At 68.3% G+C, this 23727-nt stretch carries 19 protein-coding genes and 1 pseudogene; 7 read left to right on the top strand and 13 right to left on the bottom strand.

The genetic code is table 11. The features are described 5' to 3' along the window. Nucleotides 1–34: 34 nt before the first annotated feature. Entirely contained in the window at nt 35–1930 is a 1896-nt protein-coding gene (locus tag ACFYO2_RS19495; protein WP_388350194.1) for a DUF4012 domain-containing protein, read from the bottom strand. 1338 nt (nt 1931–3268) lie between these two features. Here ACFYO2_RS19495 and ACFYO2_RS19490 point away from each other — a divergent pair. The 3 genes from ACFYO2_RS19490 to ACFYO2_RS19480 all read left to right on the top strand — a co-directional run bounded on the left by ACFYO2_RS19490 (nt 3269) and on the right by ACFYO2_RS19480 (nt 7261). Next, nucleotides 3269–4753: a sugar transferase gene (locus tag ACFYO2_RS19490; protein ID WP_388350191.1), complete on the top strand. Its 1485-nt coding sequence runs from the start codon at nt 3269–3271 to the stop codon at nt 4751–4753. Nucleotides 4754–5011: 258 nt separating this feature from the next. Next, nucleotides 5012–5929 carry a polysaccharide pyruvyl transferase family protein gene (locus ACFYO2_RS19485; protein WP_388350188.1) on the top strand — a complete coding sequence of 306 codons (918 nt, stop codon included), beginning with the start codon at nt 5012–5014 and terminating at the stop codon, nt 5927–5929. Nucleotides 5930–6163: 234 nt separating this feature from the next. Further along, nucleotides 6164–7261 (top strand): acyltransferase family protein, encoded by a 1098-nt coding sequence (locus ACFYO2_RS19480; RefSeq protein ID WP_388350186.1) that lies wholly within the window; start codon nt 6164–6166, stop codon nt 7259–7261. 484 nt (nt 7262–7745) lie between these two features. Here ACFYO2_RS19480 and ACFYO2_RS19475 read toward each other — a convergent pair whose 3' ends face one another. The 7 genes and pseudogenes from ACFYO2_RS19475 to ACFYO2_RS19445 all read right to left on the bottom strand — a co-directional run. Beyond that, on the bottom strand, nt 7746–9053 hold the full coding sequence (locus ACFYO2_RS19475; RefSeq protein ID WP_388350183.1) for a lipopolysaccharide biosynthesis protein: 1308 nt from the start codon (nt 9051–9053) through the stop codon (nt 7746–7748). Next, entirely contained in the window at nt 9050–10456 is a 1407-nt protein-coding gene (locus tag ACFYO2_RS19470) for a hypothetical protein (protein WP_388350181.1), read from the bottom strand. Before ACFYO2_RS19470 ends, ACFYO2_RS19475 begins: the two co-directional genes overlap by 4 nt. Next, nucleotides 10453–11442 carry a glycosyltransferase gene (locus tag ACFYO2_RS19465; protein WP_388350178.1) on the bottom strand — a complete coding sequence of 330 codons (990 nt, stop codon included), beginning with the start codon at nt 11440–11442 and terminating at the stop codon, nt 10453–10455. The genes ACFYO2_RS19470 and ACFYO2_RS19465 overlap by 4 nt, the downstream gene beginning before the upstream one ends. After that, on the bottom strand, nt 11439–12524 hold the full coding sequence (locus tag ACFYO2_RS19460; RefSeq protein WP_388350176.1) for a glycosyltransferase: 1086 nt from the start codon (nt 12522–12524) through the stop codon (nt 11439–11441). The genes ACFYO2_RS19465 and ACFYO2_RS19460 overlap by 4 nt, the downstream gene beginning before the upstream one ends. Next, on the bottom strand, nt 12521–13693 hold the full coding sequence (locus tag ACFYO2_RS19455) for a glycosyltransferase family 4 protein (RefSeq protein WP_388350173.1): 1173 nt from the start codon (nt 13691–13693) through the stop codon (nt 12521–12523). The genes ACFYO2_RS19460 and ACFYO2_RS19455 overlap by 4 nt, the downstream gene beginning before the upstream one ends. A 43-nt stretch (nt 13694–13736) precedes the next feature. Further along, nucleotides 13737–14927 (bottom strand): non-hydrolyzing UDP-N-acetylglucosamine 2-epimerase, encoded by a 1191-nt coding sequence (wecB, locus tag ACFYO2_RS19450; RefSeq protein WP_388350171.1) that lies wholly within the window; start codon nt 14925–14927, stop codon nt 13737–13739. 452 nt (nt 14928–15379) lie between these two features. Continuing rightward, nucleotides 15380–15588, bottom strand: a pseudogene (locus tag ACFYO2_RS19445) (IS5/IS1182 family transposase); the annotation flags it as partial. A gap of 714 nt (nt 15589–16302) precedes the next feature. Here ACFYO2_RS19445 and ACFYO2_RS19440 point away from each other — a divergent pair. After that, the gene (locus ACFYO2_RS19440; protein WP_388350168.1) at nt 16303–17901 is read left to right on the top strand and encodes a diguanylate cyclase domain-containing protein; all 1599 of its coding nucleotides are present in this window, start codon (nt 16303–16305) and stop codon (nt 17899–17901) included. 359 nt (nt 17902–18260) lie between these two features. Here the strand turns inward: ACFYO2_RS19440 and ACFYO2_RS19435 are convergent, their stop codons facing one another. The 5 genes from ACFYO2_RS19435 to ACFYO2_RS19415 all read right to left on the bottom strand — a co-directional run bounded on the left by ACFYO2_RS19435 (nt 18261) and on the right by ACFYO2_RS19415 (nt 21334). Further along, nucleotides 18261–18845, bottom strand: a complete 585-nt coding sequence (locus tag ACFYO2_RS19435; protein WP_388350165.1) for a vitamin K epoxide reductase family protein — start codon at nt 18843–18845, stop codon at nt 18261–18263. Beyond that, nucleotides 18845–19342 (bottom strand): DUF5949 family protein, encoded by a 498-nt coding sequence (locus tag ACFYO2_RS19430; RefSeq protein WP_388350162.1) that lies wholly within the window; start codon nt 19340–19342, stop codon nt 18845–18847. Before ACFYO2_RS19430 ends, ACFYO2_RS19435 begins: the two co-directional genes overlap by 1 nt. A gap of 282 nt (nt 19343–19624) precedes the next feature. Further along, on the bottom strand, nt 19625–19864 hold the full coding sequence (locus tag ACFYO2_RS19425; RefSeq protein WP_388350160.1) for a chaplin: 240 nt from the start codon (nt 19862–19864) through the stop codon (nt 19625–19627). A gap of 216 nt (nt 19865–20080) precedes the next feature. Beyond that, the gene (locus ACFYO2_RS19420; protein ID WP_388350158.1) at nt 20081–21004 is read right to left on the bottom strand and encodes a chaplin; all 924 of its coding nucleotides are present in this window, start codon (nt 21002–21004) and stop codon (nt 20081–20083) included. A 102-nt stretch (nt 21005–21106) separates the two neighbouring features. Then, on the bottom strand, nt 21107–21334 hold the full coding sequence (locus ACFYO2_RS19415) for a chaplin (protein ID WP_388350155.1): 228 nt from the start codon (nt 21332–21334) through the stop codon (nt 21107–21109). Between the two features lie 508 nt (nt 21335–21842). On the opposite strand from ACFYO2_RS19415, the gene ACFYO2_RS19410 reads away from it, so the two are divergent. The 3 genes from ACFYO2_RS19410 (at nt 21843) to ACFYO2_RS19400 (ending at nt 23715) form a co-directional block, all read left to right on the top strand. Beyond that, entirely contained in the window at nt 21843–22253 is a 411-nt protein-coding gene (locus tag ACFYO2_RS19410) for a rodlin (protein ID WP_388350154.1), read from the top strand. A 223-nt stretch (nt 22254–22476) separates the two neighbouring features. Beyond that, nucleotides 22477–22884, top strand: a complete 408-nt coding sequence (locus tag ACFYO2_RS19405) for a rodlin (RefSeq protein ID WP_388350152.1) — start codon at nt 22477–22479, stop codon at nt 22882–22884. A gap of 222 nt (nt 22885–23106) precedes the next feature. Then, nucleotides 23107–23715, top strand: coding sequence for a chorismate mutase (locus ACFYO2_RS19400; protein WP_388350150.1), 609 nt, complete (start codon nt 23107–23109; stop codon nt 23713–23715). Nucleotides 23716–23727: the final 12 nt, after the last annotated feature.

Below are 23727 nucleotides of genomic sequence, written 5' to 3'. Positions count from 1 at the left end.
GACTCGACCTGAGGGGCCGTCACGCCGCCGGTGATCAGCCGTCACATGGACCGTACGGCCGCACAGTGGCCTGCAGCGGACGGACCAGCGGCTGACGCAGCACGATCGGGGCAAGGTCGCTGCGCGGCTCCAGCAGGTGCAGCACCAGGGTGCGGGTGGAACCCACAGGCAGCTCCAGATCCAGGGTGTAGACCGGATGTCCACGCTCGGCAGCATGATTGAGCTGCGTGGGCTGACCGTCCAAGGTCGCCTTGATCAGCCCGGCCTGCCCGCTGGCGAAGTACGACACCAGCAGCCGGTTGTCGCCCGGCCGGGTCGGGTAGGGCGGCTTGTCCGTCCGCTGGGTGACATATGAGGGCAGCCCCGAGGCCGGTGCCCGGTTGGCCAGGCGTACGGTCACGGTGACCTCACGGTTTTTCGCCGTGCAGCGGCCCGGTTCCCACACCAGGTGGCGTTCCAGGTAATAGTCCAGTTTGTTGCCCGCCGCATTGGTCACCACCAGCCCGGCGAGCGGCGCGGGCCCATCCGGCAGGGCACCGCCGAAAGTACGCTCCTGAACTTCACGTTGTTCGCCGGGGTGGGCGCTCCACACCTTGACGCGCCCCTCCTTCAGCTGCTGTCGCAGGGCCGTCAACAGCGCCGGGCGGCGCGCCGGATCGTCCACAGTTCCCATCAGCCGATCAGCGACGGCACGCGCGACATCGAGGAAGAACGCCTTGCGCTCCGGGATGTTCTTGTACGCCGCATAGCTGGTGCGCTGAGTGAGGTCCACAACGTTGGCAGCGGTGACTGCGGTCCCGTCGGCCAGCGAGGCCGATCCGGACGCCGCGAGCAGACCGGACAACGCACCGGGATCGAGCGAGAACGCCCCGTCCAGTCGCTCGCCGGTGTGCGCGCGCCAGGCGGCGGCCCAGATGCGGGCGGCGTACGGGAAGTGCGGGCTCATATTCGTGTTGACCCACATCCGGGTCGGAGCGTTGCGCCCATAGAGCCTGGCGTACTCGTCCGGCAGGTCGACCGCGGCACGGATGTCGGACAGTTCGGTGTCGTTGCCGAAGTCCTCGAAGCGCAGTCGGCCCCCCTGAGCCGTGACCACCGCGAACGCCCCGGGAAGCCCGCCAGTGCCCCGGGCCTCGGCGGTGTTCTCGAACACCACCAGATAACGCCTCGGCCCGTCCGCTCCGAGCATGGGCGGAATCACCCGGGCCGCCATGGCGGCTTCGTCCGTGACGGTGCTGATCGGGCCAAGTTGCTCCGCGAGCCGGGCCCGGGCGATGTCCGCGGTCGGCAGCCACGTACCGTGCGGCAGCGCGTCGACTTCCGTCCGCACATCCGAGGCGCTGCGCGCGGCACGCTCCAGAAGGGGAGCCACACGGCGCAGCGCGGCGAGATCGAGGTGTCCGCTGTCGGCTCCTGCGGCGGCCCCCAGGTGGGCGGCGGTGCGCGCCAGCGGAGGAAGCACCTCGTGGGTCAGCCGGTCGGATGCTTCGGCGATACCACTCGCCGTCCGCAGCGGTCCTCCGAGAAGAGGCAAGTGGGCCGCAAGGTACCAGGCCGGCCCGGTGGTGAGGCGGTGTGCCCGGGCCGCATGCCCCGCGGCACGGTGCACGGCGGCATCAACAGTCCGCAGGCGCTGGGTGGAACCCCCTGTCGGATCAGCGGCAGCCTGCCCCCGCAGAGTATCCAGACTCCGTTGGGCGGCGAGCAGCTCGCTGCGCGCGAGCACACCGGTGACGGCGATCCAGCCCGCACCTGCCAACAGCAGGCCGGCGACAGTGCACACCGACAACAGGACGCGGCGATCACGAAGCAGGCGGCGGCTGGCAGAGCGGAAGTCGAGTCTCCTAAAACGCAGCATGCCTCCACGCTGGCCCCAATAGGCGCCATTGCCGCGCAGCACGGCGGGCAGGGTGCGGAAGAGGATCGCCAAGTCCAGCCGGACGGACCACGCGTCAACGTATTCCAGGTCCAGATGTCCGGGTCGGACCTGAAGGCGCCGGCGGGCTTCCCCGGTGAACGTCGAGTCCTCGCGGACCTCTCATTCACCAGCTGCGGCAGTTCGTCGAGGGAGAAACGGCACAACCAATGCCCGACCGCGGTCACGCAGGACGATGACGCACTTGGCTGCCCGGCTTCCCTGTGCCGGCCGCCGCCCCAGGGGCGACCAGTCGTGTGCCGTCTCTCCGGCGGATGCAAGCATTCCATACCTCTTTTGCGGCACAACGGGTGAAACACACCCTGACCGGGCGTCACGCTCCCAGAGGCGACGGAATTCGGAACATAAATGAGCAACAGACAGAAGGACGACATCAACCTGAGCTTTGGCGGTGACACTGCCGTATGCCACCTGTCCCCCAGGACGAGGCGGCCGAAAGGACACACGTGCGTGCACTCCCGCACCCCTATCTTCTGACCGCCAAGTTCGGCGGTCCGGGCGCGCGTGGATCTCCGCGAGAGTCCTTTCCAGCCGCTTGGCGGCGGCCCGCACCAGGTGCCCGGTGCGGGCGTGCCCCGTCTCGACCGCGCGGTGTGCGGCACCGGAGGCATCGACGGGCGCGGCGGACGGTCGGCGGTCGGCCGCTCGCGTACCGCGGGCAGGGCCATGCGGTCAGCGCCGGGCAGGACGACAACGTTGGGGCGGGGCACGGTCGGATCGGCGTCGTAGACGGCCGCGACGGTGACCATCCGCTTGCTCCGCTCTTCTCGCCGGACGCCAGCCTGGTGCGGTAGCCAAGCGGTGCGGACGCGGGCGGGAAGCTGCTGGTGGAGCGCGGTCGGGTCGGTGCCAGTCACCGTGCTGATGAGGATCGCGGTGACTGGCACCACCGAGGGACACCTTCTCCTGGAGAGTGGCGGGCGTGAAGCTCGGGTGGAGCTGGTCGATGACGCGTCCGGTCATATCCCGCTTCGCGGCAAGCCCTGCGAACGACGTGACGCACTGCGGGGAGAAGAGGCTGCCTCGGCAGGCCTGCCCACTGCCCGAGCCCGGCTCGCTGACGAAGAGCTCCGCGGTCGAGGCGTACCCGGTCGGGCGATCCACAGGTAGTCGCGAGGCTCCAAGATGCCTCCTCCCCGTCACCCAAGCCAGGTGAAGCGTCAGGTCACTTCACCTGTCTGCGACGAAGGGGCCGGGCGTGCCGGGTTGTAGTCACGGTCACATCGATGAGATCGTTAAAACACCACATGTAAGTAAACAATCGTCAAATCATGACATCTAGGGGAAGATTGGCATAATTTCCCTCAGGTAAGCGAAAGAACGGGGGCACCCATGCTCGATCAGACCCTGGATCCGATCTGGGCTCGACGGTACGCCGTCACGGCCACCGCCCCGCCTGGTTGGCGCAGGCCGTACACGAGGATCCTTGGCCTCGGTGACCTCGCGGTACTCCTAGTGGTGCTGGGAATCGTCAGAGCAGCACGGTTCGGCCTGGCGTCAGAGGCACGCGCCGACGCTCCCTTCTCCCCGTCATATGACGTCCTGGGTGTCGCCATGGCGATCGTGTGGTGGCTGACACTCAACGCCTTCCGGACCCGGAGCCCCCGCGTCATCGGTCACGGGACCGAGGAGTACCTCCGCGTCATCCGAGCCACTTGGGCAGCATTCGCGTTGATGGCCGTCTTGGCCGTGGCGCTGAAGATCGACACCTCCCGCCTCTACCTGGCGGCCGCCTTCCCATTGGGCCTGATGAGCCTGCTGGTCTGGCGGAAGGTCGCCCGGATGCAGCTGCACCGCCACCGAGCCGCAGGCCGGGCGCTGTCAAACGTCCTGGTCATCGGCGACCGCGAGTCAGCATGCAGGATCGCCGCTTCGCTGGCTGGGATTCCGCAGTCGGGTTACCGCGTCACCGGTGTATGGGTGCCCGACGATGCAGGCATTGAAGAGCCTGTCACGGAAAGAGGGATCGCGGTCCTCGACCGTAACCACACATTGCAGGAGATGCTTTGGCTGACCGGTGCAAACGCGGTGATGGTGACCGACACTGAACACCTCGGCCCAGACGGCCTTCGCGAGCTCGCCTGGGGGCTCGAGGGCACTGGCATCGAGCTGATGCTCTCGCCGAACGTCGTCAACGTAGACGGCTCGCGCCTTCACCTTCACGAGATCTCCGGCCTGCCGATCCTTCATCTCGACGAACCCCAATACGCCGGCGCGTCGCGCCTGGCGAAGACACTGTTCGATCGAGTCGGCGCCTCGCTGCTCATCCTCGCCCTGAGCCCGGCCCTGATGGCGTGTGCGGCACTGGTGAAGCTCACCAGTGAAGGCCCGGCCTTCTATGTACAGGACCGCATCGGGCGCGACGGCAGACCTTTCCGGATGATCAAATTCCGCTCCATGCGGGTCGGCGCGGACGCCGAACTGGCTGCGCTGGTCGCAACAGAGGGCAAGAGCATCGCTGAACTCCCCAAGGTGGTCGATGATCCACGAGTCACCGCGGTCGGTCGGGTGATGCGTCGCTACTCCCTCGACGAACTGCCGCAGCTCTTCAACGTGCTCAAGGGCGACATGAGCCTGGTCGGCCCCCGCCCGCAGCGACACTTCGAGGTGGAGCGCTACGACCACGTGGCCACCCGCCGGCTCACCGTCCGCCCTGGCATGACCGGCCTCTGGCAGGTGTCCGGCCGATCGAACCTGGACTTCACGGAAGCAATCCGACTGGACGTCTATTACGTCGAGAACTGGTCACTAACGGGTGACCTCATCATTCTCTGGCGCACCTTCAGGGCCGTCATGGCTTCGGACGGAGCATACTGAGTAGTGCCGATCTTCCCGATCACGGCAGCTGAACCCATGGCCGGCCAGAACAACCCGCATAAGGCCGAACTCGCGGAATCACCAGGGTTCACTTGATGCAGGCACGAAACCGCGGCTGTTCAGCCCGGCATACTTCCTTGGATCGATAAATCGGCTCCCGGGACACTGCAGGCCGACATCACCCTCAACTTCACTTCTGAACATTATTTCGTTGGTCGTTGAGGGCGGTGGTATTTATGACAGGAAGGCTCATTGGCCATGATCACGACCATGCCCCCGATCCGGCTCTTCTGGTGGAGACCGATGACGGGAACCCGCCGCCAGAAGGCCCTTGACCTCCGTCACCTCTGGACGCGTCGGAATGATGGGCGTCTACTGCCACCTTGGGCGCTCCGTAACTTCGGTGATGAACTCGCCCCCTCAATCCTCCGTATGGAGCTTGGTGAAACGACCGCGGTGAGGCACTCGGATGCCCCTGCAGCGGAGGTGTTCACATTGGGTTCAGTTCTCCAGAGGGCAGCCCTGGAGGCAGGTGAAGGAACCACCGTGATCGGGGCAGGTCTACCTCAACTCGATTCCTCGGACTTACTGGATCGAGTTCGACGCGGAGTGCACCGCCTCAACCTGCTAGCCGTTCGCGGACCTGAAACACGAAAGTTGCTAAAACTACCTCAGACTACGACTCTGGGTGATCCGGCTCTACTACTCGAAGGGCGCCTTGCGCCAGGCGACAGGAAGAGCGGTGGCGTGGTGGTGGCACACTACAGCGCTAAAAGAAATGCGCGGACAAGCGGTAAATTGAAATCTCACGCGCAAAGATTGAACGCCCGCGTCGTGTACACCTCGGATCCGCTTGATGACGTGCTCGCGGCCATCGGGCGTGCTGAGTGGGTGCTGACCAGCAGCTTGCACGGACTGGTGATCGCGGATGTGATGAAGACGCCGGCGATGCCTCTGGCTCGGGATGCAAATAGCCCGCGCGATTTCCGATTCGATGATTATGGTGGGTCGGTCGGTCGCGACGTTCGGGCGACGCTTCTTCAACGCGTGTCCAGGGCCGATGTTCTCGACGCCTCGTCCTGGCCGAGACCCGAGGCCATCCGTGTTCGGGACGTCGCTGATCAACTCCGGTCTGTGACTGCTTCTTGGTTCGCGGAAAGAGGCGGTAGTTCCTGAGCCGGCACAACCGAAGGGGCTCCGTCAGCAAGCTGACGGACCTCACGAAAGTCCGCGGGCTGGACTTTCTCCTGCCCCTTCACCGTCGCCGACACCGGGTTACGAGAGCGCGCCCGCCAGCTTCCGCATGACGCGATCCCTCAGCGCCACCGATCATTGCCGGAAACAGCTCATTCGGAGTAGCCACGTGACGGCCTACCGGGACAACCTCGGCTGACTTTGTATTATCGCTGAGTGAAACGACTGGAACTACTCGACTACGCGAGACTTTCCGCCGCACTGTGCGTACTGTGTTTCCACTATCTATACAATGGGATCGAGAACGGCAAGGTCACGTCAATCGACCACATCCCGGGTATTTCCGAATGGGCCATGTACGGATATCTGGGCGTTCCTTTCTTCTTCATGATCAGTGGGTATGTGATCTTTTTTTCTGCGCAGGGCAGGAGTGCGGCAGAATTCGCAGTTTCCCGAGCGATCCGGCTTTTCCCGGCCTTCTGGGCAGCCGTTCTCCTTACCTCCCTGGTCGCGGTGTTCTGGGGCGTGCGGAGTGCAGGCACATCGGTCCACCCAGCTCAAGTACTCGCTAATCTCACTATGGTGCCCCGTGTGGCTGGTGAGAAATACGTCGACGGTGTGTACTGGAGCCTGGAGTTCGAACTCGCCTTCTATCTGCTCGTCTTTCTCTTCCTGCTGTCGGGATGGCGAAACCATCTTGAGCGGGCCTTCCTCCTGTGGCCTGCCATGATGCTGGTTGTTCTGCTGGCAGACCTTCCGAAACTGCTGTTCTTCGGAGGTCAGTTCACCTTCTTCGCTGCTGGCGCGGCATTCGCAGTCCTGAAACGGCGCGCCTCGATGTCCGCCTCCATGGCAGTGGCGGTCAGCGCTATCCTCTGTATCGAAACGGCCCTCGCGAAACTACCGATTCTGCCCGCCAATGACGGCATCCAATACTCGAGGCAGGTCATCGTGATGGTGATCCTGTCCTTCTTTGCGTTCTTTCTCTTTCTGAACTCAGGGAAAGGGGCCTCGCTGCATCTCCGAGGTTCACGCCTCGCAGGCAACCTGAGCTACCCGATCTATCTCCTGCATGCCCATATCGGTTACATGGCGCTCTCCCGCTTCGCGACCAACGAGAACAGAATCGTGACCTACTTCGGTGTGCTCATTGCCGTGCTCTTCGCGGCATGGGCCTTGCATCGAGTGGTGGAGGTGTGGTGTGGCCCGCTTTGGCGAGCTCTCTTTACCAAGTCGCTGGGCAGAGTGGTCGCCACCCTACGGCCTGACGGAGCGCAGAGAACCCTCGCGGTCGGCGATCCGACACGCCATTGAGGTTTTCACTTCGCGGTGACGGCGTCGGCGGTGGGTGTATGCCGGTGGGACGAGGTATCCCGACGAGGGCGGTCCGACCGCGGTGGAGCGGGTGGGCGGGAGCAGCAGCGGTTGGCGGACCGCCGAGATGTTTGTTGCGGGGCCGAAGCCGCCCCAGGGCGCGCGGGCCGTGCGGTCACCGCGGAAGTCCGCGTGCGCCTGAGGGTCCTTCGGGTCGTGGCGGGCAGGGATTTGCCGGTCAGCCGGCCGGGCTGGGCAGTGCGGCGAGGCGATGGAAGGCCGCGGCCAGTTCGTTTGCTGCAAGAGGGCTGGTGGCGCATCTTCCGCAAGACCGCCCCGGCCGGGACGCTCCTTCGGCGATCGCGACCGCATCGCCCTCGCCACCGAAGTGGCCACAGCCCAGCTCAACGCCCGCGCCAGGACGTCCAGGCTCGGGGCAAGCGCTCGCCCGTGGCCGGGGTCAAGGCGCCGACCCGGGTCGGCCTCAAACCATGATCGCGACCCCTACACCGACCAGCAAGCACGCGGCGACCGAAGCCCGCAGCTGCGTGGAGAGCACGATGCGGATGCCGTCCCGCCTCAGGTAGAGGACGCTGACCAGGGCTCGGGCAGACAGACCAGCGGAGACGGCCAGTCCCCCGGCGGCCAGCCCCAGCGACCCGTCAGCCAGCGGTACGACCGCCGCTCCGACACACGCGCCAATGCCGGTCGCGATGGACACCGAGCCGCCCTTACCGCTCCGCAGGGCCATCTCGGCCTGCAGATCTCCGACGCACTGGAGGGTGACCGCCGGTAGCAGTGCGGCGATGGCCAGCGCGATCGGCCGCACGGGGTACGACGACGGCAGCAGCATGGGCAGAAGCTGCAGCGCCGAGACGCCGGCGATGACGGCAAGTGCCACGGACATCCAGGCAAGCCGCTGACCGTACCTCAGCGTCTCCCGGTAGAACGCCTCATCGTCCTGGCACCGAAGCGCGCAGGTCGACCAGTGACCGCGCAGGACGAGCACGGCCGTGATCGGAAACCCACCCAGCATGGCCGCGAACTGGAAGTATCCGGCCGCCGAATAACCCTGCGTCACCGCCACGAGAACGCGGATCCCCTGCACCAGCGCGAGGATCAGGACCAGGTGTGGCATCAGTGGCACCGAGAAGCGCAGCGCCTCGGCCAGCACGGACCGGTCGTCCTGGCGGGTCGCCACGCGGCCGGTCGCCACCCGGTCGGGGCGGGTGGCCGGGCTTGCGGCGTCGCGGCTGGCCACGACCGCGGGAAGGACCACCACGGCCGCAAACACGAGCATCGCGGTGTTGACCGAGCCGGTCCGCACGAGCGCCATCGCTGCCGCTGCCGGCGCCACGGTCTGGCCGCCCAGCGTCAACACGGCGAAGCTCCAGGGCCGGTCCAGACCGCGCATGAGCGCGACCACAACGAGGCCGGCCCCGGTGCAGAGCACAGCCAGGATCGCGCTGCCTGCCGCTGGCCAGAACGGCAACAACACCAGCGCGAGGCCGACCGCCGGCCCGATCACGCTCCGTATCGACGCCACCGCGACCCGCACCGCCTGATGGCGGACCTGCGGGTCGGGATGGGCCGCGTGCCGCAGCACGTAGATGTGCAGTCCGGCCGCGGCGGCCGGACTGAGCAGGCCGACCAGGGTGAGGTGGGTGGCCAGCTGGCCGAGGAGGTCCGGAGAGGCGTGGCGGGCCAGCACCGGCCAAAGGAACAGTGTGTTGAGTCCGAGGCTCACCGCACCGGTGCAGTAGAGCACGAGTCGGGGCAGGCTCGCTCTCATGACTCGCGCTGGTCCGGGCCGCGGGCGGACCTGCGCGGCGTACCGGTGCCGACCAGCCGGGCACAGCTCACGCCTCGACCCCGGTCCTGGCTGCGGGGCGGTGCGTGTCGGAGCCGGCGACCGGCGACCGGCGACCGGCCCCGGCGGCGCGCGTCGTTCTCCTCCTGTATCCGCACCACGGTGACGACGACGAGGTAGGGAATGGCCAGCAGCGTCAGCGCGAACCCGTAGTTCACCACCACGTACACGCCGCCGCCGTTGATCAGGAATGTCCGCGCCGCCAGGACAAAGGTGATGCACGCCAGCATGGCGAGCACCTCCCGGCTGGCCGCAATCCGGTCGCAACAGCGCTGCCAGGCGTAGCCGAGGGTCCCCGCGACCACCACGGCGAGCACCGCCCCGACGCTGTTGATCAGGTACGCCGCGCCGCCAGTGGTGACCGGCACCAGGAAGAAGCCGCCGCTCAACGGGGTCCCGGTGACGTAGGAGGAGACGATCTCGTCGTAGGCGAACACAGGGCCGCCACCCAGCCCCAGGTAGCGTGCGGCGAAGTAGCGCAGGTCGTAGCCGAACACGGGGTCGCCCTGGGTGACCGTCCGGCCCAGCATCAGCGAGTACCACGCGGGTCTTGCCGCGACGAGGGTGAGCCTGTCGAGCAGGTAGTCGAGGGACGCGCCGCCGGAGCGGGCCACGGTCTGGTATTGGTTTCCGATCCAGGTGCCGTAGTACAGCGCCAGCGCCAGCAGCGGCAGGCCGGTGATGACAGCCGCCGGCCGCACGCGGCCCCGGAGCAGCACGACGGTGACGAGAACGACCAGCACTTCGACCAGGCCGCCCTTGAAACCGAGTGCCAGCCGGGACAGCACGAACACCGACCAGACCACGCCGGTGACCCACCTCGGCAGGCGGTCGTACTTCACCCCGCACAGCATGGCCAGGATCGGCAGACAGAACAGCACACCGCGGCTCGGCAGACCGAACAGGCCGGACGCGCCGAGGTTGAACCGCTCCATCTCCGGGTTCTCGCTCAGCACGGGAATGCCCACAATGCTGAAGTGGGTCACGGCCAGGCCACAGACGAGAAGCGCCGACACGGCCAGCCCGATCTGCTGCGACCCCCGGAGCCCCGCCGGGCGCACCCCCGCACGCCCGGATCGCGGCACCACCCCGGCCTCACCGCCGCGCCGGCCCACGGCGAGCACGCCGCAGGTGAACGCCGGGACCGTGGCGTACACCGCCCAGCTGTGCGGAGCGGAACCGAGTCGCGCGCCGACCACCTCGAAGCCGACCAGGATCGGGGCCATGGTCAGCACCAGGAGGAATGCCGGGCTGATCCGCCGCTGGATACCGACCAGCGCTCCGAGACAGGCCAGCACGACCGCCGCCGACACGAACCCGGTCATGGCCGGACCACGCGCAGTCCGGCGACCATTCCACGCAGGCTCGCGCCGGCCGCTGGCCGCGACGCGGCCAGCAGTCGCAGGCTCCAGCCGAGCCGGGCCACCGTCCAGCACACGGACGTGCCGAGGCCGATCGTGCGTGCGGCCACAGCCGCCGACCGGGCAGCATGGTAGGCCTCCAGCGGGGTGCGTCCGTTCCCGCTGCCCCGCGTCGTGGAGTGCCGCTGATGGACACCGACGATTTGGGGGATCAGCCGGAGCTGCCGACCGGTTTCCCGCAGCCGCAGGGTCACCAGCAGCTCGTCGTAGTAGAGAAACAGGTCGCCGGGGAATCCGCCGATCCGGTCCAGCGAGGCCCGCTCGAACAGGGCGCACGCGCCCGAGTACGTGAAGACGCCCCCGCCCGCGACCCGGGCGCCCGCGGGCACCGCGTCAGGCGTCGGCGGGTCGGTCAACCTCCTGGTCCGGCCGGTAAGGAGGGAGACCCATCCGCCGGCACAGTCGACCTTCCGCTCCGACGGTGTCCCGTCACCCGGCCCCGCTACCGGAGTCTTCACCAGCACACCGGACACGACCCCGGTATCGGCTGCGTGAACCCGCAACATGTCCGTCACCGCACCGGGCAGGAGCACGCAGTCCGGGTTCAGGACCAGGTGGTACGGCTCGTCGCAATACGCGAGGGCGAGATTGTTACCGCGACAGTAGCCGCCGTTCTCGGCGCTCCGGACCACGACACACGTCGTGCCGCCCGACCGCCACGACAGCACCTCGCGCACCGGGTGCGCCTGGGCTCCGGTCTGGCGGCTGGACCGGTGTTCAGAGCCCGCCGGGACCAGAGATGTCCAGCACTGCCAGTGTTCCGGCCGCTGCGAGTTCTCGACGACCACGATCGTGGTCGGCGGGGATACCTGCCGCAGTGCCGACCGGAGGGCCCCGTGCGCCAGGTCGAAGGACCCGTAGGAGACGATTCCGACGCTGTATGAGGTCATCGGTCGAGTCCCTTCGCCAGCAGCGCGTCGACCTCGCGCGCACGGGCGGACCAGGTGTTGTCGGCGACGAACGCCCGCCGGGCCGACCGGTCGCCGGGCATGTCGTGGGCCCGCACGGCCCGCACCGCCGCCAACGCCTGCGGGACGGATCGGTAGTAGGTGAGAAAGGGCCCCGCCGGCTGGAGCACGCTCAGTGGAGGCGCGAGGATCGGGCGTTCCAGCCCGACATACTCGTAGAGCTTCACCGGATCGACCGACTCGGCGAAATCGTCGGTCCGGAACGGAAGAAGCAGCACGTCCGGCCAGGTCCTGGCGAGCTCCAGCAACTTGAGTTGCGGCATCGCACCCGACACGCACGGTCGCACCTTCGGCGGCAACTCGGTCCGGACCGGGCCGATGATCTTCAGGTGGACGCCCGGCGCGGTGGCGAGGGCCTCGAGCAGCGCCATGTCCAGCCAGGGTCCGACCGTGCCGAAGAAGAGCGCTCGGACCGGACCGTCCCCGGAATCCGGCCTGGCGTCGGAGGCCGCCAGCGCCGGCCAGGCGAAATCAGCCCGGCACGCGTTCCGAACGAGAAGCGGGCCTGCTGCTGCGGCATATCGCCTGCTCAGTTCGTCCGCGATGCGCGGGGACGAGGCGATCGTCGTGCTCGCCCGAGCGGCCAGCCGCGTTTCCAGGCTCCTGACGTAGCGCTGGTCCGCGCCGGCCATGTCCGGGGCCAGGTCCATGCAGTCGTACACCACCGGCATGTCGGTGAGTTCCCGGACCAGCGGCTCCAGCCGGGGATGTGTGACCCAGACGACCTCCGGCCGCAGCGCCCGAGCGGTACGGGCGGGTCGGCGCAAGAGTGCGGCGTCACCTTGCCGCACCACCGGCCGCGACCAGCGGGGCAGGCAGCCGACCGCGGTGGGGGCGACCGGCAGCTCGATCCCCGGGTCCTGGTCGACCAGGCCGGACCGTCGCCACGCCCGGAGATGGAAGACGTGGAGGTCGTGGCCGAGCCGACTGAGCTCGGCGGCCAGGAAATGCGGCCTTTGCGGGATCCAGTTCCAGTCGACGTGCTGCAAGTAGAGGATTCTCACGCCGTGGCCTCCAGGTAGACGCGTTCCACGGACTCGGCAACCGACGCCCACGAGAACCGCTTCTCGATCCCGGTCGCGATCTGCGCGGCCCGCTCGCCGTCCCAGCGGTATTCCGGCCGGAAGAACGTCGACAGTCCGCCGAGCAGCGCGTCCGGGTCCCCCGGCCGCGCCAGCGTCAGGCAGTCGCCGCAGGCGTCGCGCAGGTCGAGCAGACCGCCGACCCGGGTGCCGAGGACGGGCACTCCGCAGCCCAGCGACTCGATCGCGCTCAGGCTGGTGGCCTCCTTGAGGGACGGGATCACGGTGAGGTCCGTGACCTGGTACAGCGCCGGCATGTCCGCGGTGGCGACGGCTCCGAGCGTGCGGACCTCGACCGCCGCCCCGGCCAACTCCCGCCGCACCGCCTCTTGGTACGCCGTGTACCGGTCGCTGCCACTCCCGGCGAACAACACGGTGGCCGGCCGGCCGGACGGCACCCAGCGGCGGACTGCCTGGGCGAAGTGCAGGACGCCCTTGGTGGGCGCCCACCGTCTTGGCACGAGCACGACGAACTGGTCCGGGTCCAGGCCGAACCCGGCGCGCAGCGACGCCCGGCGCGCCAGGCTGACCGGGTGGAAGCGCGCCGGATCGTAACCGTTGGAGATGAACCGCATCGGGGGCCGGCAGGCGTCCTGGCGGGCCAGCTCGCTCGACGGGCCGATGCCGAGCTGGTACGGCGCCGTCAGCAGCCGGGTCACCGTGCGCCCGCCGGGGTACCGGGCGAGGGCGAGGAACTCACCGAGATGGTTCGTCCAAACCTGCGGGGCCGGCAGCCGGCGGCGCAGCCACAGGGCCATCGGCAGGGCCTCGCACAGGTCGTGGAAGTGCACCACGTCGGGGGCGGTGTCGACGACCCGCCTGGCCTGCCCTGCCGCCTGGAAGCCGTCGAGGATCCGGCGCGCGACCTCGGTGACAGGCGACCGCCCGTACTGTGGCGGCAACTCCCCCGGCCGCAGAACGACCAGCGGCACATCCGCCGGCGGTTGCAGCCGGCCCGCACCGGAGCTGGTCCGGAACACCACCGGGTCATGGCCGAGCAGCTGCAACTGGCGGGATACCTCGTAGACATGCGACTCGATGCCGCCGACCCCGACGTCGAGATAGGCGGCGGTCACCATCGCGATCCTCATGCTCACTCCGTTTCTGGCGTCATGGCCCGCAGCCGCCGACACATCACAGACCAGCCCCCACCCGGCTCACCGGCTCGGGGACGAAGTCCGGCAACCGCTCGCCGCCGCCCGTCAGCGCATCGATCGCGGCGACGCACCGCAGCGCCGCCTGGCCGTCGCCGTATGGGTTGACACTCTGCGCCATCAGGCCATACCGCTCCTCGTCCTCGATGAGCTCGCTGACGCACCGGATAATGGCGCCCGCCCTGGTACCGGCCAGGACGGCCGTTCCCGCGCTGACCGCCTCCCGCCGCTCGGTGGTGTCTCTGAGCACCACGACCGGCACGCCGAGCGACGGCGCCTCCTCCTGGACGCCGCCCGAGTCGGTCATGACGATCGTGCTCGCTGCCATCAGCTGGCAGAAGTCCGGGTAACACAGCGGCTCGACGGCGTGAATGTTGGGCCGCCTTGCGAGGTGGGTTCGGGCGGCTCCGCGCACCAACGGATTCGGATGCAGCGGGATGACGAACCGGTGGCCGGAGTATCTACGCGCCAATTCACTGACCGCCGCGAAAATCTCCTCCATCGGCGCCCCCCAAGACTCCCGGCGATGGGTGGTGACCGTAACGATCCCGGGTCGGCGAACACTGTCGATCGCGTCGGCGAGGATTTCCGCCAGCCAGCGGTCCTGGAGCGGCGGAGAGATCCGCAGCACCTCCTGGAGTGCGTCAATCACCGTGTTGCCGGTCACCACGACACGGCTGGCGCCAACCCCCTCGCCGACCAGGTTCTGCTTCGCCGCGACAGTGGGAGCGAGGTGGAGGTCGGTGAGCCAGCCGAGCAGCGAGCGGTTCATTTCCTCCGGAAATGGAGCGCGCCGGCAGCCCGTACGCAGCCCCGCCTCCAGATGCACCAGCGGAACGTCGGCGTAGAAGGCGGCCATGCCTGCCGCGAACGCGCTGGTGGTGTCCCCCTGAACCAAAACGAGTTCCGGCTGCACCTCCGCAATCGCGGCGGAGGCGCGTTCGACCACCCGTGCGGTCATCGACGCGAGCGGCTGTCCCGGCTCGAAGGCACGCAGGTCCAGGTCCGCCCCGACCTGCAACGTCCGATGGATCTGCTCAACCAGGTGTGGATGCTGACCGGTCACCGCCACGACCGGTTCATGGCGTCCGCTGTCGCGCAACGACTTCACTACGGGAGCGACTTTCACGGCCTCGGGCCGGGTGCCATAGATCGCCAAGACACGTGCCATTACGTGCGGAGCCACCTTTCGGTACCACACCAAGTCTGAGCCGGAGCCACACGTCCTATTCGGGAGCGCTGACTTAGGCGCCGTCGCGGCGTGGAATTCGGGGAAGAACTGCATTGACGAACGGCTGGGGCGGCCACCGGCGTTGGAGAATGTCCGCCGACACAGATGCCGCCAGCCGCCGAGCATTCCTGATTACCTTCCGTAGTGATTCGACTCTACGGCGTGATGAGCGTAGGACAGGTAGGCGCTATTACCCGCCGGAAGAACGGCATGGCCGCCGGTGCCACTCGATCTGGTGCCGTCCGAACGGCGCATTCCGGCATTCGCGATCAGGACCACTGGAGTCCGGGTGGCCGGCACGAGTCCGGCGGCCCGGTGTCGGGCTTACCCCGGCTGTAATCTGCGGAGTCGCGAACTCCGCACGCCTACACCACTTCGCTCAATGCGGCTTTTCAGCGTTGGCGCTCCCAGGGTGAGGACGGCTGCGGCGATGGACGACATTCGGTTCGGGCCGCACCGGGACCTGCGGAAGATCCGCCACGACTTCAGTCGTGCGACACCAGCGCACGGCCAGGCAGTACGCGTGAGATCCACAGCAGCCGGCCGTCCGGATCGGTCACCAGCTGCACTTCACGCCATGTCGGCGGTGCTTGGCGGACGACGCCGGCTGCCCCTGCGCGGAGGGCGACCTCACGGGACCGCACACGGCCTTCCGCCCCTGCGCGCGAGTCGCCCAACTGCCCTGCACCGCTTCTGAGGACGGACCCGACAACCTTCACTGATGGGTCACCTCCACAGCGCACCGCATGCCTGATGGGGCACACCTCCCGCCGGGTTGGCGGTGCGCACTCCTTTACCGGTTCGCAGGTGTCGGCGTCCTCAAATAGGCAGAATTTTCATTACATCAAGTGAAGCCCGTTAAAGCCGGTCATGTAGCTTGCGAGAAGATCCTCCTAGCCTCTTATTTTCACTGGAGCAGTCTCGAGCGAATTTTCGACTGCCTCTCTGTGCTCGATCACCGTCGGGGGTTCGCATGATCCACGGGAGGGCCGGTCGAGCCGGTTCTCTTCGCACCGCTCGCGTCGGCCGCCTGCACATCGCGGGGGTGGGCACGATCCTGTGCGGGGGCGCAGCACTGGCCGTCGCCGCCGGGGCAAATGTGACGGCAGCCGTGTTCGGGCCGGCGGGCATGGGGGTGCCGGCTGCGCATGGCGTGGCCGCTCTGTCTCTCCTGGCACGCGCCCGGACCGCCCCGCGGAAGGTCCGACTTCGACTCGTGCTGTTCGCCGTCTCGGTCGCGGCAGGCGGCCTTCACCACCTGCTGGCAAGTCGGATCGACTCACCTGGGGCGCATTCCGAAGGACTCGTCCAGTCCATGGTCCGTCCGTTGGCGGGCGCCGGGATCGCCGCATGCCTGGGGGGCGCCCTCGTCGCGCTGGTGATGGCTGCCGCGGACAACGGCACGACCATGACCTGGCTACGACGGCTGCTGGACAGCTGGCTGATCGCAGGCTCCCTGCTCACATCGGGGTGGGTGCTGCTGTTGCACCGTGCCGACCAGGGCGATGACGTGTCGACCTCACTGCTCGCTCTCGCACGCGTCGTGACGGGCATTCTGGTGCTGGGGCTCCTGGTCGCCTTGCGCTTCTGCATGGAGCACACCGAGCGCACTGCGAACACGGTGGCCATCCTGGCCCTCATCCTCCTGTCCGCAGGGGACATACTGCGCATCCTCCTGCCCGTGCCGGGCAACTGGTGCGGGATTCCCCTCGCGGCAGCCTGCTGGATGACCGGACTGTCCCTCGCCTCCGTCGCACCGTGGCTGCCCGGGGGCGTCGGCGGCATGGGATTCGACCAGCGGTCGATGCCCGTCAGCGGGGTCGTGGCGGCGTTTGTGCCCTTGGTCGTCTGCGCGTTGGCCATCTCGGCTCACGCCGTCACCGGCGGCCCCGTCGACATCGTGATGACCGCCTTGGCGGGCTCGGTGCTTCTCGCGCTCGGGGCCCGGCAGGGCGTCACCCACGCCGACCATCTGCGGATCGCGCAGGAGGCCGTAGCCGGTGAAGCCCACTACCGCACGTTGGTCGACGGCACGCTTGACGTGATCACCACCATCAGTCGGGACGGGGTGGTGCTCTACGTCAGCCCGGCGGTCCACCCGGTCTTCGGCTACCGGCCCGAGGAAGTGGTGGGTGCTCATCTGCCCCTGTTCTGCCACCCGGAGGACGTGGCGCCGCTGATGCAAGCCGTCCAGAGGCTGCAGCAGGACGCCGCGTCCGGTGCTTGCGGTCCGGGCCATCGCGTGTCCTGCCGCCTGCGAAGCGCCGACGGGCGTTGGCGCCATGTCGAATCGACGATCAGCCACCATCCTGAGGGCATGATCTTCATCAGTCGCGACGTGAGCGAGCGGGTCGCGCAGCAGGCGCAGCTGGAGCACCTGGCCTTCCACGACGCGTTGACCGGCCTTCCCAACCGCGCCCTGTTCTCGGACAGAGTCGCCCACGCCCTGCGGAAGCGGACCACAGGCGCGGCTCCCCCCGTGGTGCTCTTCGTGGACCTGGACGGCTTCAAGGCGGTCAACGACTCGGCCGGACATGCGACAGGCGATGCCCTCCTGGCTCATGCAGCTCGTCGGCTCCAGGCGTCCGTACGGGCGGGAGACACCATCGCCCGCCTCGGAGGCGACGAGTTCGCGGCCCTCCTGGAATGGGAGGCGGGGACGTCCCCTTCGAGCGCCAGGGAAGTCGCCGCGAGGATCCTGTCAGCTCTGACGAAGCCGTACCGGATCGGCAGCACGGATACGGTGGTCTCGGCCTCGATCGGAATGGCGGTGGCCGCCCCACAAGTCACTCCGGAGGAACTCCTGCATCAGGCGGATCTGGCCATGTACGCGGCCAAAGCCGCGGGTAAAGGCCGCATCCACATGCACCACTCGCAGCCACCGCCCGTCGCAACTCACGCCTCGAACCGCTGACGGGGCAAACCGACCGGGGGCGGCGATCCAACCTACCGAAGCGCCCAGCCAGGAGATGGACGGCCGTCTGCCGCGCCGCCAGTCGTGCCGGCGGGCCCTCTGATGCTCCGCCCCGGCGGCCGGCCAGGCCAGCGCCTTCGTCCACCGGGGCCCTCACGAACCTCCAGGTGGCGCGGACATGGGCGTGGGGCCGACAACTCACCGACGGGGGACGTTCATCCACGGATGAGGCGTTCATCCCCAGTGGAGCGGGCAGGCGGCGAGGCCGTACACCGGGAGTGAATTCGCTGGATCGAGTGAGCGCCAACGCGTCGCAGGGGATGGACATGCGCAACCGCGCCCCCTGGCCTACTGGATTGTCACCCTGTCCAGAAGTCCCACCACCGCGTCAGGATGAGCATCCCGACAACGCCGACGTGCAGCAGCGGCAGCCCGTGGGTGAAGTCGTCGAAGAACGTCCTCAACCAACCGGGCGCGGGCAAGAATTCATTCCGCACGTTGAATGAGGTCAGGTACCAGAAGACGAAGATCGTGGCGATCCACGCCAGACAGCACCACAGGCACAGGGCGTTGATCCGGTACAGCGACTCGAACTGCAGCCAGGACACGAATCCGATCCCGAACAGTGTGCCGGCCTCGAAGGTCAGCCAGTACCAGCGGGGGAGTCGCGCCCCCGCCAGCAGGCTCATACCTGCGCAGACCACGATGCCGTAGGAGACCAGGCCCAGCATTGGATTGGGAAACCCGAAGGCCGAGGCCTGGTCGCTCTGCATGACGTTGCCGCAGGAGACCACCGGGTTCAGGCTGCAGCCCGGCGTGAAGTCCGGGTCCTCGAGCAGCTTGAACTTGTCGATCGTGATGACCCAGGAAGCGAGCAGTCCGGCGGTGCCCGTGACCACCAGCAACAGGGCGAACGCCCGGCCGGCGCCTGCGGTCCTGGCCATCAGCCGCGCAGGCGGCGGGCCGGGAGCAGGACGTGCGCCGCGGCCCTGAGTGTCTCCTCGGCGCCCGCGAAGGCGGCCAGCGTCTCGGGGTCGACGGGCTTGCCGGGCTCGGCCTCGGGCCAGGGCAGCGTGGTGAAGACGAGGTAGGCGTGTCCACGTCGTCCGACGGCGTCGAGCCACTCCGGCGGCGGCAGACACTGGGCGTTGAGGTGGGGCATGGTGACGACGGCCCTACCGGCCTCGACGAGCAGGCTGATGGGCAGGCTGGGCCGGCCGGCGGCGTCCACGAGTTCCTCGCCGAGGGACAGTCCGGTGCTGAGCAGCAGCCGCTCGACGGCGGCTGATGAAGCCTCCGGGCCGCTTGCGCCGTCCCCCAGGGAGTAGACGAGGAGGTAGGGCATGTCGCCGTCGGGGGCTGCACCGCTCCAGGCCATCACGACGAGCGTGCCCAGATCAGCGGCACGGAAAGCGCGCGTTTCGCTTGAGGTTGAGGTCACCGCGGAACCCTATCCACGCGCCGACACGCACCCGGCCGCTGTCTCACCCGTACAGCCGATTTGCCGACGGCTCTCCACACGAACGAGGGATTACGAGCGACGAACAGGAAGGGGCCCATTCCGCCGGGGACGTAATCGGCCCTTTCGGCGGTACATCAGTCCTTGAGGGGAAGTCCTCTGGGGCTGCCCACCAGGCCGCGGCCGAGGGCACCCAGCGACTCGACCTGCGCGAGCGGCCGCCCTCCCCTGAGGAAGGGCGGCCGACGGAAGGCGCCGCCGCAGTCAGCTGTTGTCGCAGCTGTTGCCGAACGCCGGGTTCAGGAGCGCGATGGCGTCGACCGTGTTACCACAAGCGATGGCCGGAACGTGGAGCGGAACCTGAACGACGTTGCCCGACAGGACGCCCGGGGAACTGGCGGCGGCGGCCTGGGCACCGGCGTCGGCAGCGGCGACACCGGCGGTGCCCGCCACGGCCGCGGCGGCAACGGAGGTCAGAGCCAAGCCCTTCGCGAAACGCAACATGGAGATACTCCTTGAGGTTGACACAACACTCGAGCCGGATGCCCGACATTGTGTCAACGCATGGTGCATACGAGAGTTTTGCCGCCAATGGGGTGATTCTCGCACCCGGCAGGCGCGCCTACGCGGACGTCACGGAACCGGCTGCACGCCGCCCCTGAACGGTCCCGATGCCGGGGGCCCTGGGGCGGGTGCGGAGTGCCGGACACGGCCGGCTGCCTAGGACATGCGGGCTCGGCCCCGTCCGTACAGGATGGCTCCGCCGAGGAGCAGTGCAGCACCGGCGGCCGATGCGGCGAGGACGTTCTCGCTGCCGGTTTCGGCCAGGGCGGGCGCACGCTCGGAGAGCGGGGTGTCGGAGGACGTCAGCGGTGCGTCGGCCGGGCCCATGGGCAGGGACTCGGACCGCGGCGCGCTCGGCGACTCCACCGCAGGCTGGGTGCGCGGCGCGGGCACCTGCGTGACCGGGGTAGCCGGGGTAGCCGGGGTAGCCGGGGTGACCGGGGTGACCGGGGTAGCCGGGGTAGCCGGGGTGACCGGGGTAGCCGGGGTGACCGGGGTGACCGGGGTGACCGGGGTGACCGGGGTAGCCGGGGTGACCGGGGTGACCGGGGTGACCGGGGTGACCGGGGTGACCGGCGTGCCTTCCTCGTCGCCGGACGAGTCCGCGGGGGCCTCCGGCCCGCCCTGCTCCAGGGGGTCGTCCGAGATGCTGGAAGCCGCGTCGCCGTCGCCGCAGGAGCTGCTGAACGTCGAGTTGAGGGCACCGACCGCGTTGGCTGAGTTCCCGCACACGTTCAGCGGACTGCTCACCGGCACCTGGACGTTGTTGCCCGAGAGGACACCGGGCGAGTCCGAGGAGTCCGCGTAGGCAGCAGCCTGCGACGGGACGGTGCCCGAGTCGACGTTGGCGCACGAGGTGCCGAACGCAGGGTTGAGGAGGCCGACCACGTCGACGGAGTTCCCGCACACGTTCACCGGGCTGCTCAACGGCACCTGGACGCTGTTGCCCGAGAGGACACCGGGCGAGCTGTCGGTTGCCGCGTCCGCGTCCGAGTCGGCGAAGGCGGCGGTGGTGTACAGGGACAGGATGCTCGTCGCGGCGGCGGCCACGATCGTTCCCCTGCTCAGGGTCTGTCGCACTTTTTCGTTGTCTTCCTGCTTGGAGAAGTGTAAAGCCGGCCTTGGCGCCGCACGGGCTTCCCAAGGCCGGCCATGGCAGCCAGGCCGGCTGACGCGGCGGCGTCAGCCGACGGCGCAGCCGGTGCCGAACGCCGGGTTCAGCAGCCCGAGGAGGTCGACCGTGTTGCCGCACGCATTGGCGGGGACATGCACAGGCAACTGGACCAGGTTGCCGGAGAGGACGCCCGGGGAGCTCGCGGCGGAACCGGCGGCATCCGTGTCGGCGAAAGCGGGGGCGGCCAGCCCCATGGCCATGACCGCGCCCGCGACGACAGCAGCGCTCTTCTTCATGAACTTTCCCTTCCCATAACTGCGGTCATGACCCTGTGTCGGCCGAAACCGAGCGAGCACAGCGTGAACGACTCGCGCCATGACCTGCAGGCTGTAAACGAGTGATAGACGGCAGAAGCAACTGCGGAACGGCACCATCGCAGTAATTCACTCGAATGCCTTGCCCGGAACAGGAACCGGAGCCGCGCTTGAGTAAAACGATGGGTTCAACGGTGCGGGAAACGGGCCGCCGGGAGACGGTTCACGGAAAGGCTCGGGCAGCCCACGCGGGGAAGGAACGGGGCGGCCCGAGCGGCCACCGAGGGTGAGACAACCGTTGCCCGACAGCCCGACACAGTGCCGTCTTCACCGACGGCAAGTACACCTCGGGTCCACCCGCTGCGCCGGGATTGGCTTCGGGACTTCACCCAGGTGGGGCCATCGGAGTGAAGGAGAGCAACCATGCATGGCAGCGGCAGTTGAACCAGGTCGCTCCGGTGGGCGGAGTTTCTCCAGAAGGGACCAGCAAGTGATCAAGAAGCTTATGGCTGCCGCCACAGTCGCCGTTTCCGTCGTCGGCGTCTCGGCTGCTGCAGCACCGTCTGCGCTGGCAACCGGCAACGACGGTGACACGACGTCCACCAGCGGCGTTGGCGCCGTCCAGCAGTACGGCAACTCGGCCACATACGGCGGCATGAGCCCTCAGATGGCGCTCATCCAGGGATCTCTCAACAAGCCCTGCATCGGCCTTCCGGCCAAGGCGAACGCCGGTTCCATCGTGGGCGTCGTGCCGGTCTCGCTCCAGGACATCCCGGTCCTGTCGGCCCCGCAGAACCAGCAGTGCGCCGAGGGCTCCACCATGGTCAAGGGCGACGAGCCGCTCTCGCACTTCCTGGACGACATCCCGGTCCTGTCCGCGAACGGCACCAACAACAACTGAGTCGGGCGCTCATTCGGGTCTTTCCCAAGCCGATGAGATCCTCTCACAAAACCTCGCCAGTGGGCCGCCGAATTGCCGGCGGCCCACTGGTCTGCAATTCACGACCAGATCGCGTCCCTCGACAGCTCAGCCAATCGGGTCAATTCAAGCAACTCCGGGCGACATTGAGCCGTTGCTCATCACGTAACTCCCCGTCCGAGTCCGCTTTTCGAAGGGAAACACCATGAAGAAGCTGTGGACAACCGCGGCTGTTGCCGCTTCCGTTGTCGGCGTCTCGGTCATGGCCGCCCCCCAGGCCCTGGCGACCGCCGACGACGGTGACACCCTGACCGTCAGTGGCAGCGACACCGACCAGGCGTTCGGCAACTCGACCACGGCCGGCGACATGAGCCCGCAGTTGTCGCTCGTCCAGGGCTCACTGAACAAGCCGTGCGTGGGTATGCCCGCGAAGGTCGACGCCGGTTCCATCGTGGGCGTCGTACCGGTCGCGCTCCAGGACATCCCGGTCCTGTCGGCCCCGCAGAACCAGCAGTGCGCCGAGGGCTCCACCATGGTCAAGGGCGACGAACCGCTCTCGCACAGCCTGGACGACATCCCGGTCCTGTCCGCGAACGGCACCAACAACAACTGAGCCACGACTCGGGCGCGGCGGGTCACCGGAGATCCGGTGGCGCGCCGCGCCGGTCGTCACCGTGTTCGCGTTCTCGGCGGTTTCGGTGACTGGGTGGCGGCGCGCGGTGGCCCAACAGATATGGTGCGGCAGGTGAGTTGGTGCGGGCAGGGCCCGGCGTCGGTGGCCGGGAGCAGCGTCGATACGTTGCTCTCTGACCGACCCCCCACGTAAGGAAAGCCTGTGCGCCCCCAACGCCTTCGCTCCGCCCTCGTCGCCGTGTGCGCCACGGCGGCCGTAACCCTCACAGGCGTCGGCCCGGCCGCCGCCGCGCCCGCCCCGGCTCCCGTACGTGCGGCAGCCGTCGTCCCCGGACTCATGCCGCTCACCGACCTGTTCGCCGAGCGGCTGCTGCTCGCCGACAAGGTGGCCGCCGCCAAGTACGGCACCGACAAGCCGATCGACGATCCGGTGCGCGAGCAGCAGGTCCTGGACGACGTGGCCGCTCGGGCGGTCGGGCTCGGGCTGGATCCGGATGCGGTGACGGCCGTCTTCCGGGACCAGATCGAGGCGAACAAGGTGGTGCAGCGCGGGCTGTACGCCCGTTGGGACGCGCATCCCGAGCTGCGGCCCACCGAGCGGCCGGACCTGGTGAAGGAGGTCCGGCCGGCCCTGGACCGCATCACCACGCGGCTGCTGGCCGCCTTGCAGGAGACGGCGGGGCTGCGGGCCTCGGCCTCGTGCGTGCCGAGGTTGTCCGTCGCCGCCGCGCGGTCCGCGTACGGCCATGAGCTGGACCTCCTGCATCTGGAGGGGCTCGGGCGGGCGCTGCCGTCCGTGTGCGTCGGTTAGTCCGCCCTTGCG

Source organism: Streptomyces sp. NPDC006602 (assembly GCF_042870385.1).
Classification (GTDB): Bacteria; Actinomycetota; Actinomycetes; order Streptomycetales; family Streptomycetaceae; genus Streptomyces.
The sequence above is the reverse complement of the archived record's forward strand: the minus strand, read 5'-3'. Positions and strand labels throughout refer to the sequence as shown.

Bases quoted from the DNA above. Each gene is read 5' to 3' on its own strand.
- ACFYO2_RS19490 (WP_388350191.1), top strand. From the start codon at position 3,269: ATGCTCGATCAGACCCTGGATCCGATCTGGGCTCGACGGTACGCCGTC.
- ACFYO2_RS19485 (WP_388350188.1), top strand. From the start codon at position 5,012: ATGATCACGACCATGCCCCCGATCCGGCTCTTCTGGTGGAGACCGATG.
- ACFYO2_RS19475 (WP_388350183.1), bottom strand. From the start codon at position 9,053: ATGAGAGCGAGCCTGCCCCGACTCGTGCTCTACTGCACCGGTGCGGTG.
- ACFYO2_RS19470 (WP_388350181.1), bottom strand. From the start codon at position 10,456: ATGACCGGGTTCGTGTCGGCGGCGGTCGTGCTGGCCTGTCTCGGAGCG.
- ACFYO2_RS19465 (WP_388350178.1), bottom strand. From the start codon at position 11,442: ATGACCTCATACAGCGTCGGAATCGTCTCCTACGGGTCCTTCGACCTG.
- ACFYO2_RS19455 (WP_388350173.1), bottom strand. From the start codon at position 13,693: ATGAGGATCGCGATGGTGACCGCCGCCTATCTCGACGTCGGGGTCGGC.
- wecB (WP_388350171.1), bottom strand. From the start codon at position 14,927: ATGGCACGTGTCTTGGCGATCTATGGCACCCGGCCCGAGGCCGTGAAA.
- ACFYO2_RS19440 (WP_388350168.1), top strand. From the start codon at position 16,303: ATGGTCCGTCCGTTGGCGGGCGCCGGGATCGCCGCATGCCTGGGGGGC.
- ACFYO2_RS19435 (WP_388350165.1), bottom strand. From the start codon at position 18,845: ATGGCCAGGACCGCAGGCGCCGGCCGGGCGTTCGCCCTGTTGCTGGTG.
- ACFYO2_RS19425 (WP_388350160.1), bottom strand. From the start codon at position 19,864: ATGTTGCGTTTCGCGAAGGGCTTGGCTCTGACCTCCGTTGCCGCCGCG.
- ACFYO2_RS19415 (WP_388350155.1), bottom strand. From the start codon at position 21,334: ATGAAGAAGAGCGCTGCTGTCGTCGCGGGCGCGGTCATGGCCATGGGG.
- ACFYO2_RS19405 (WP_388350152.1), top strand. From the start codon at position 22,477: ATGAAGAAGCTGTGGACAACCGCGGCTGTTGCCGCTTCCGTTGTCGGC.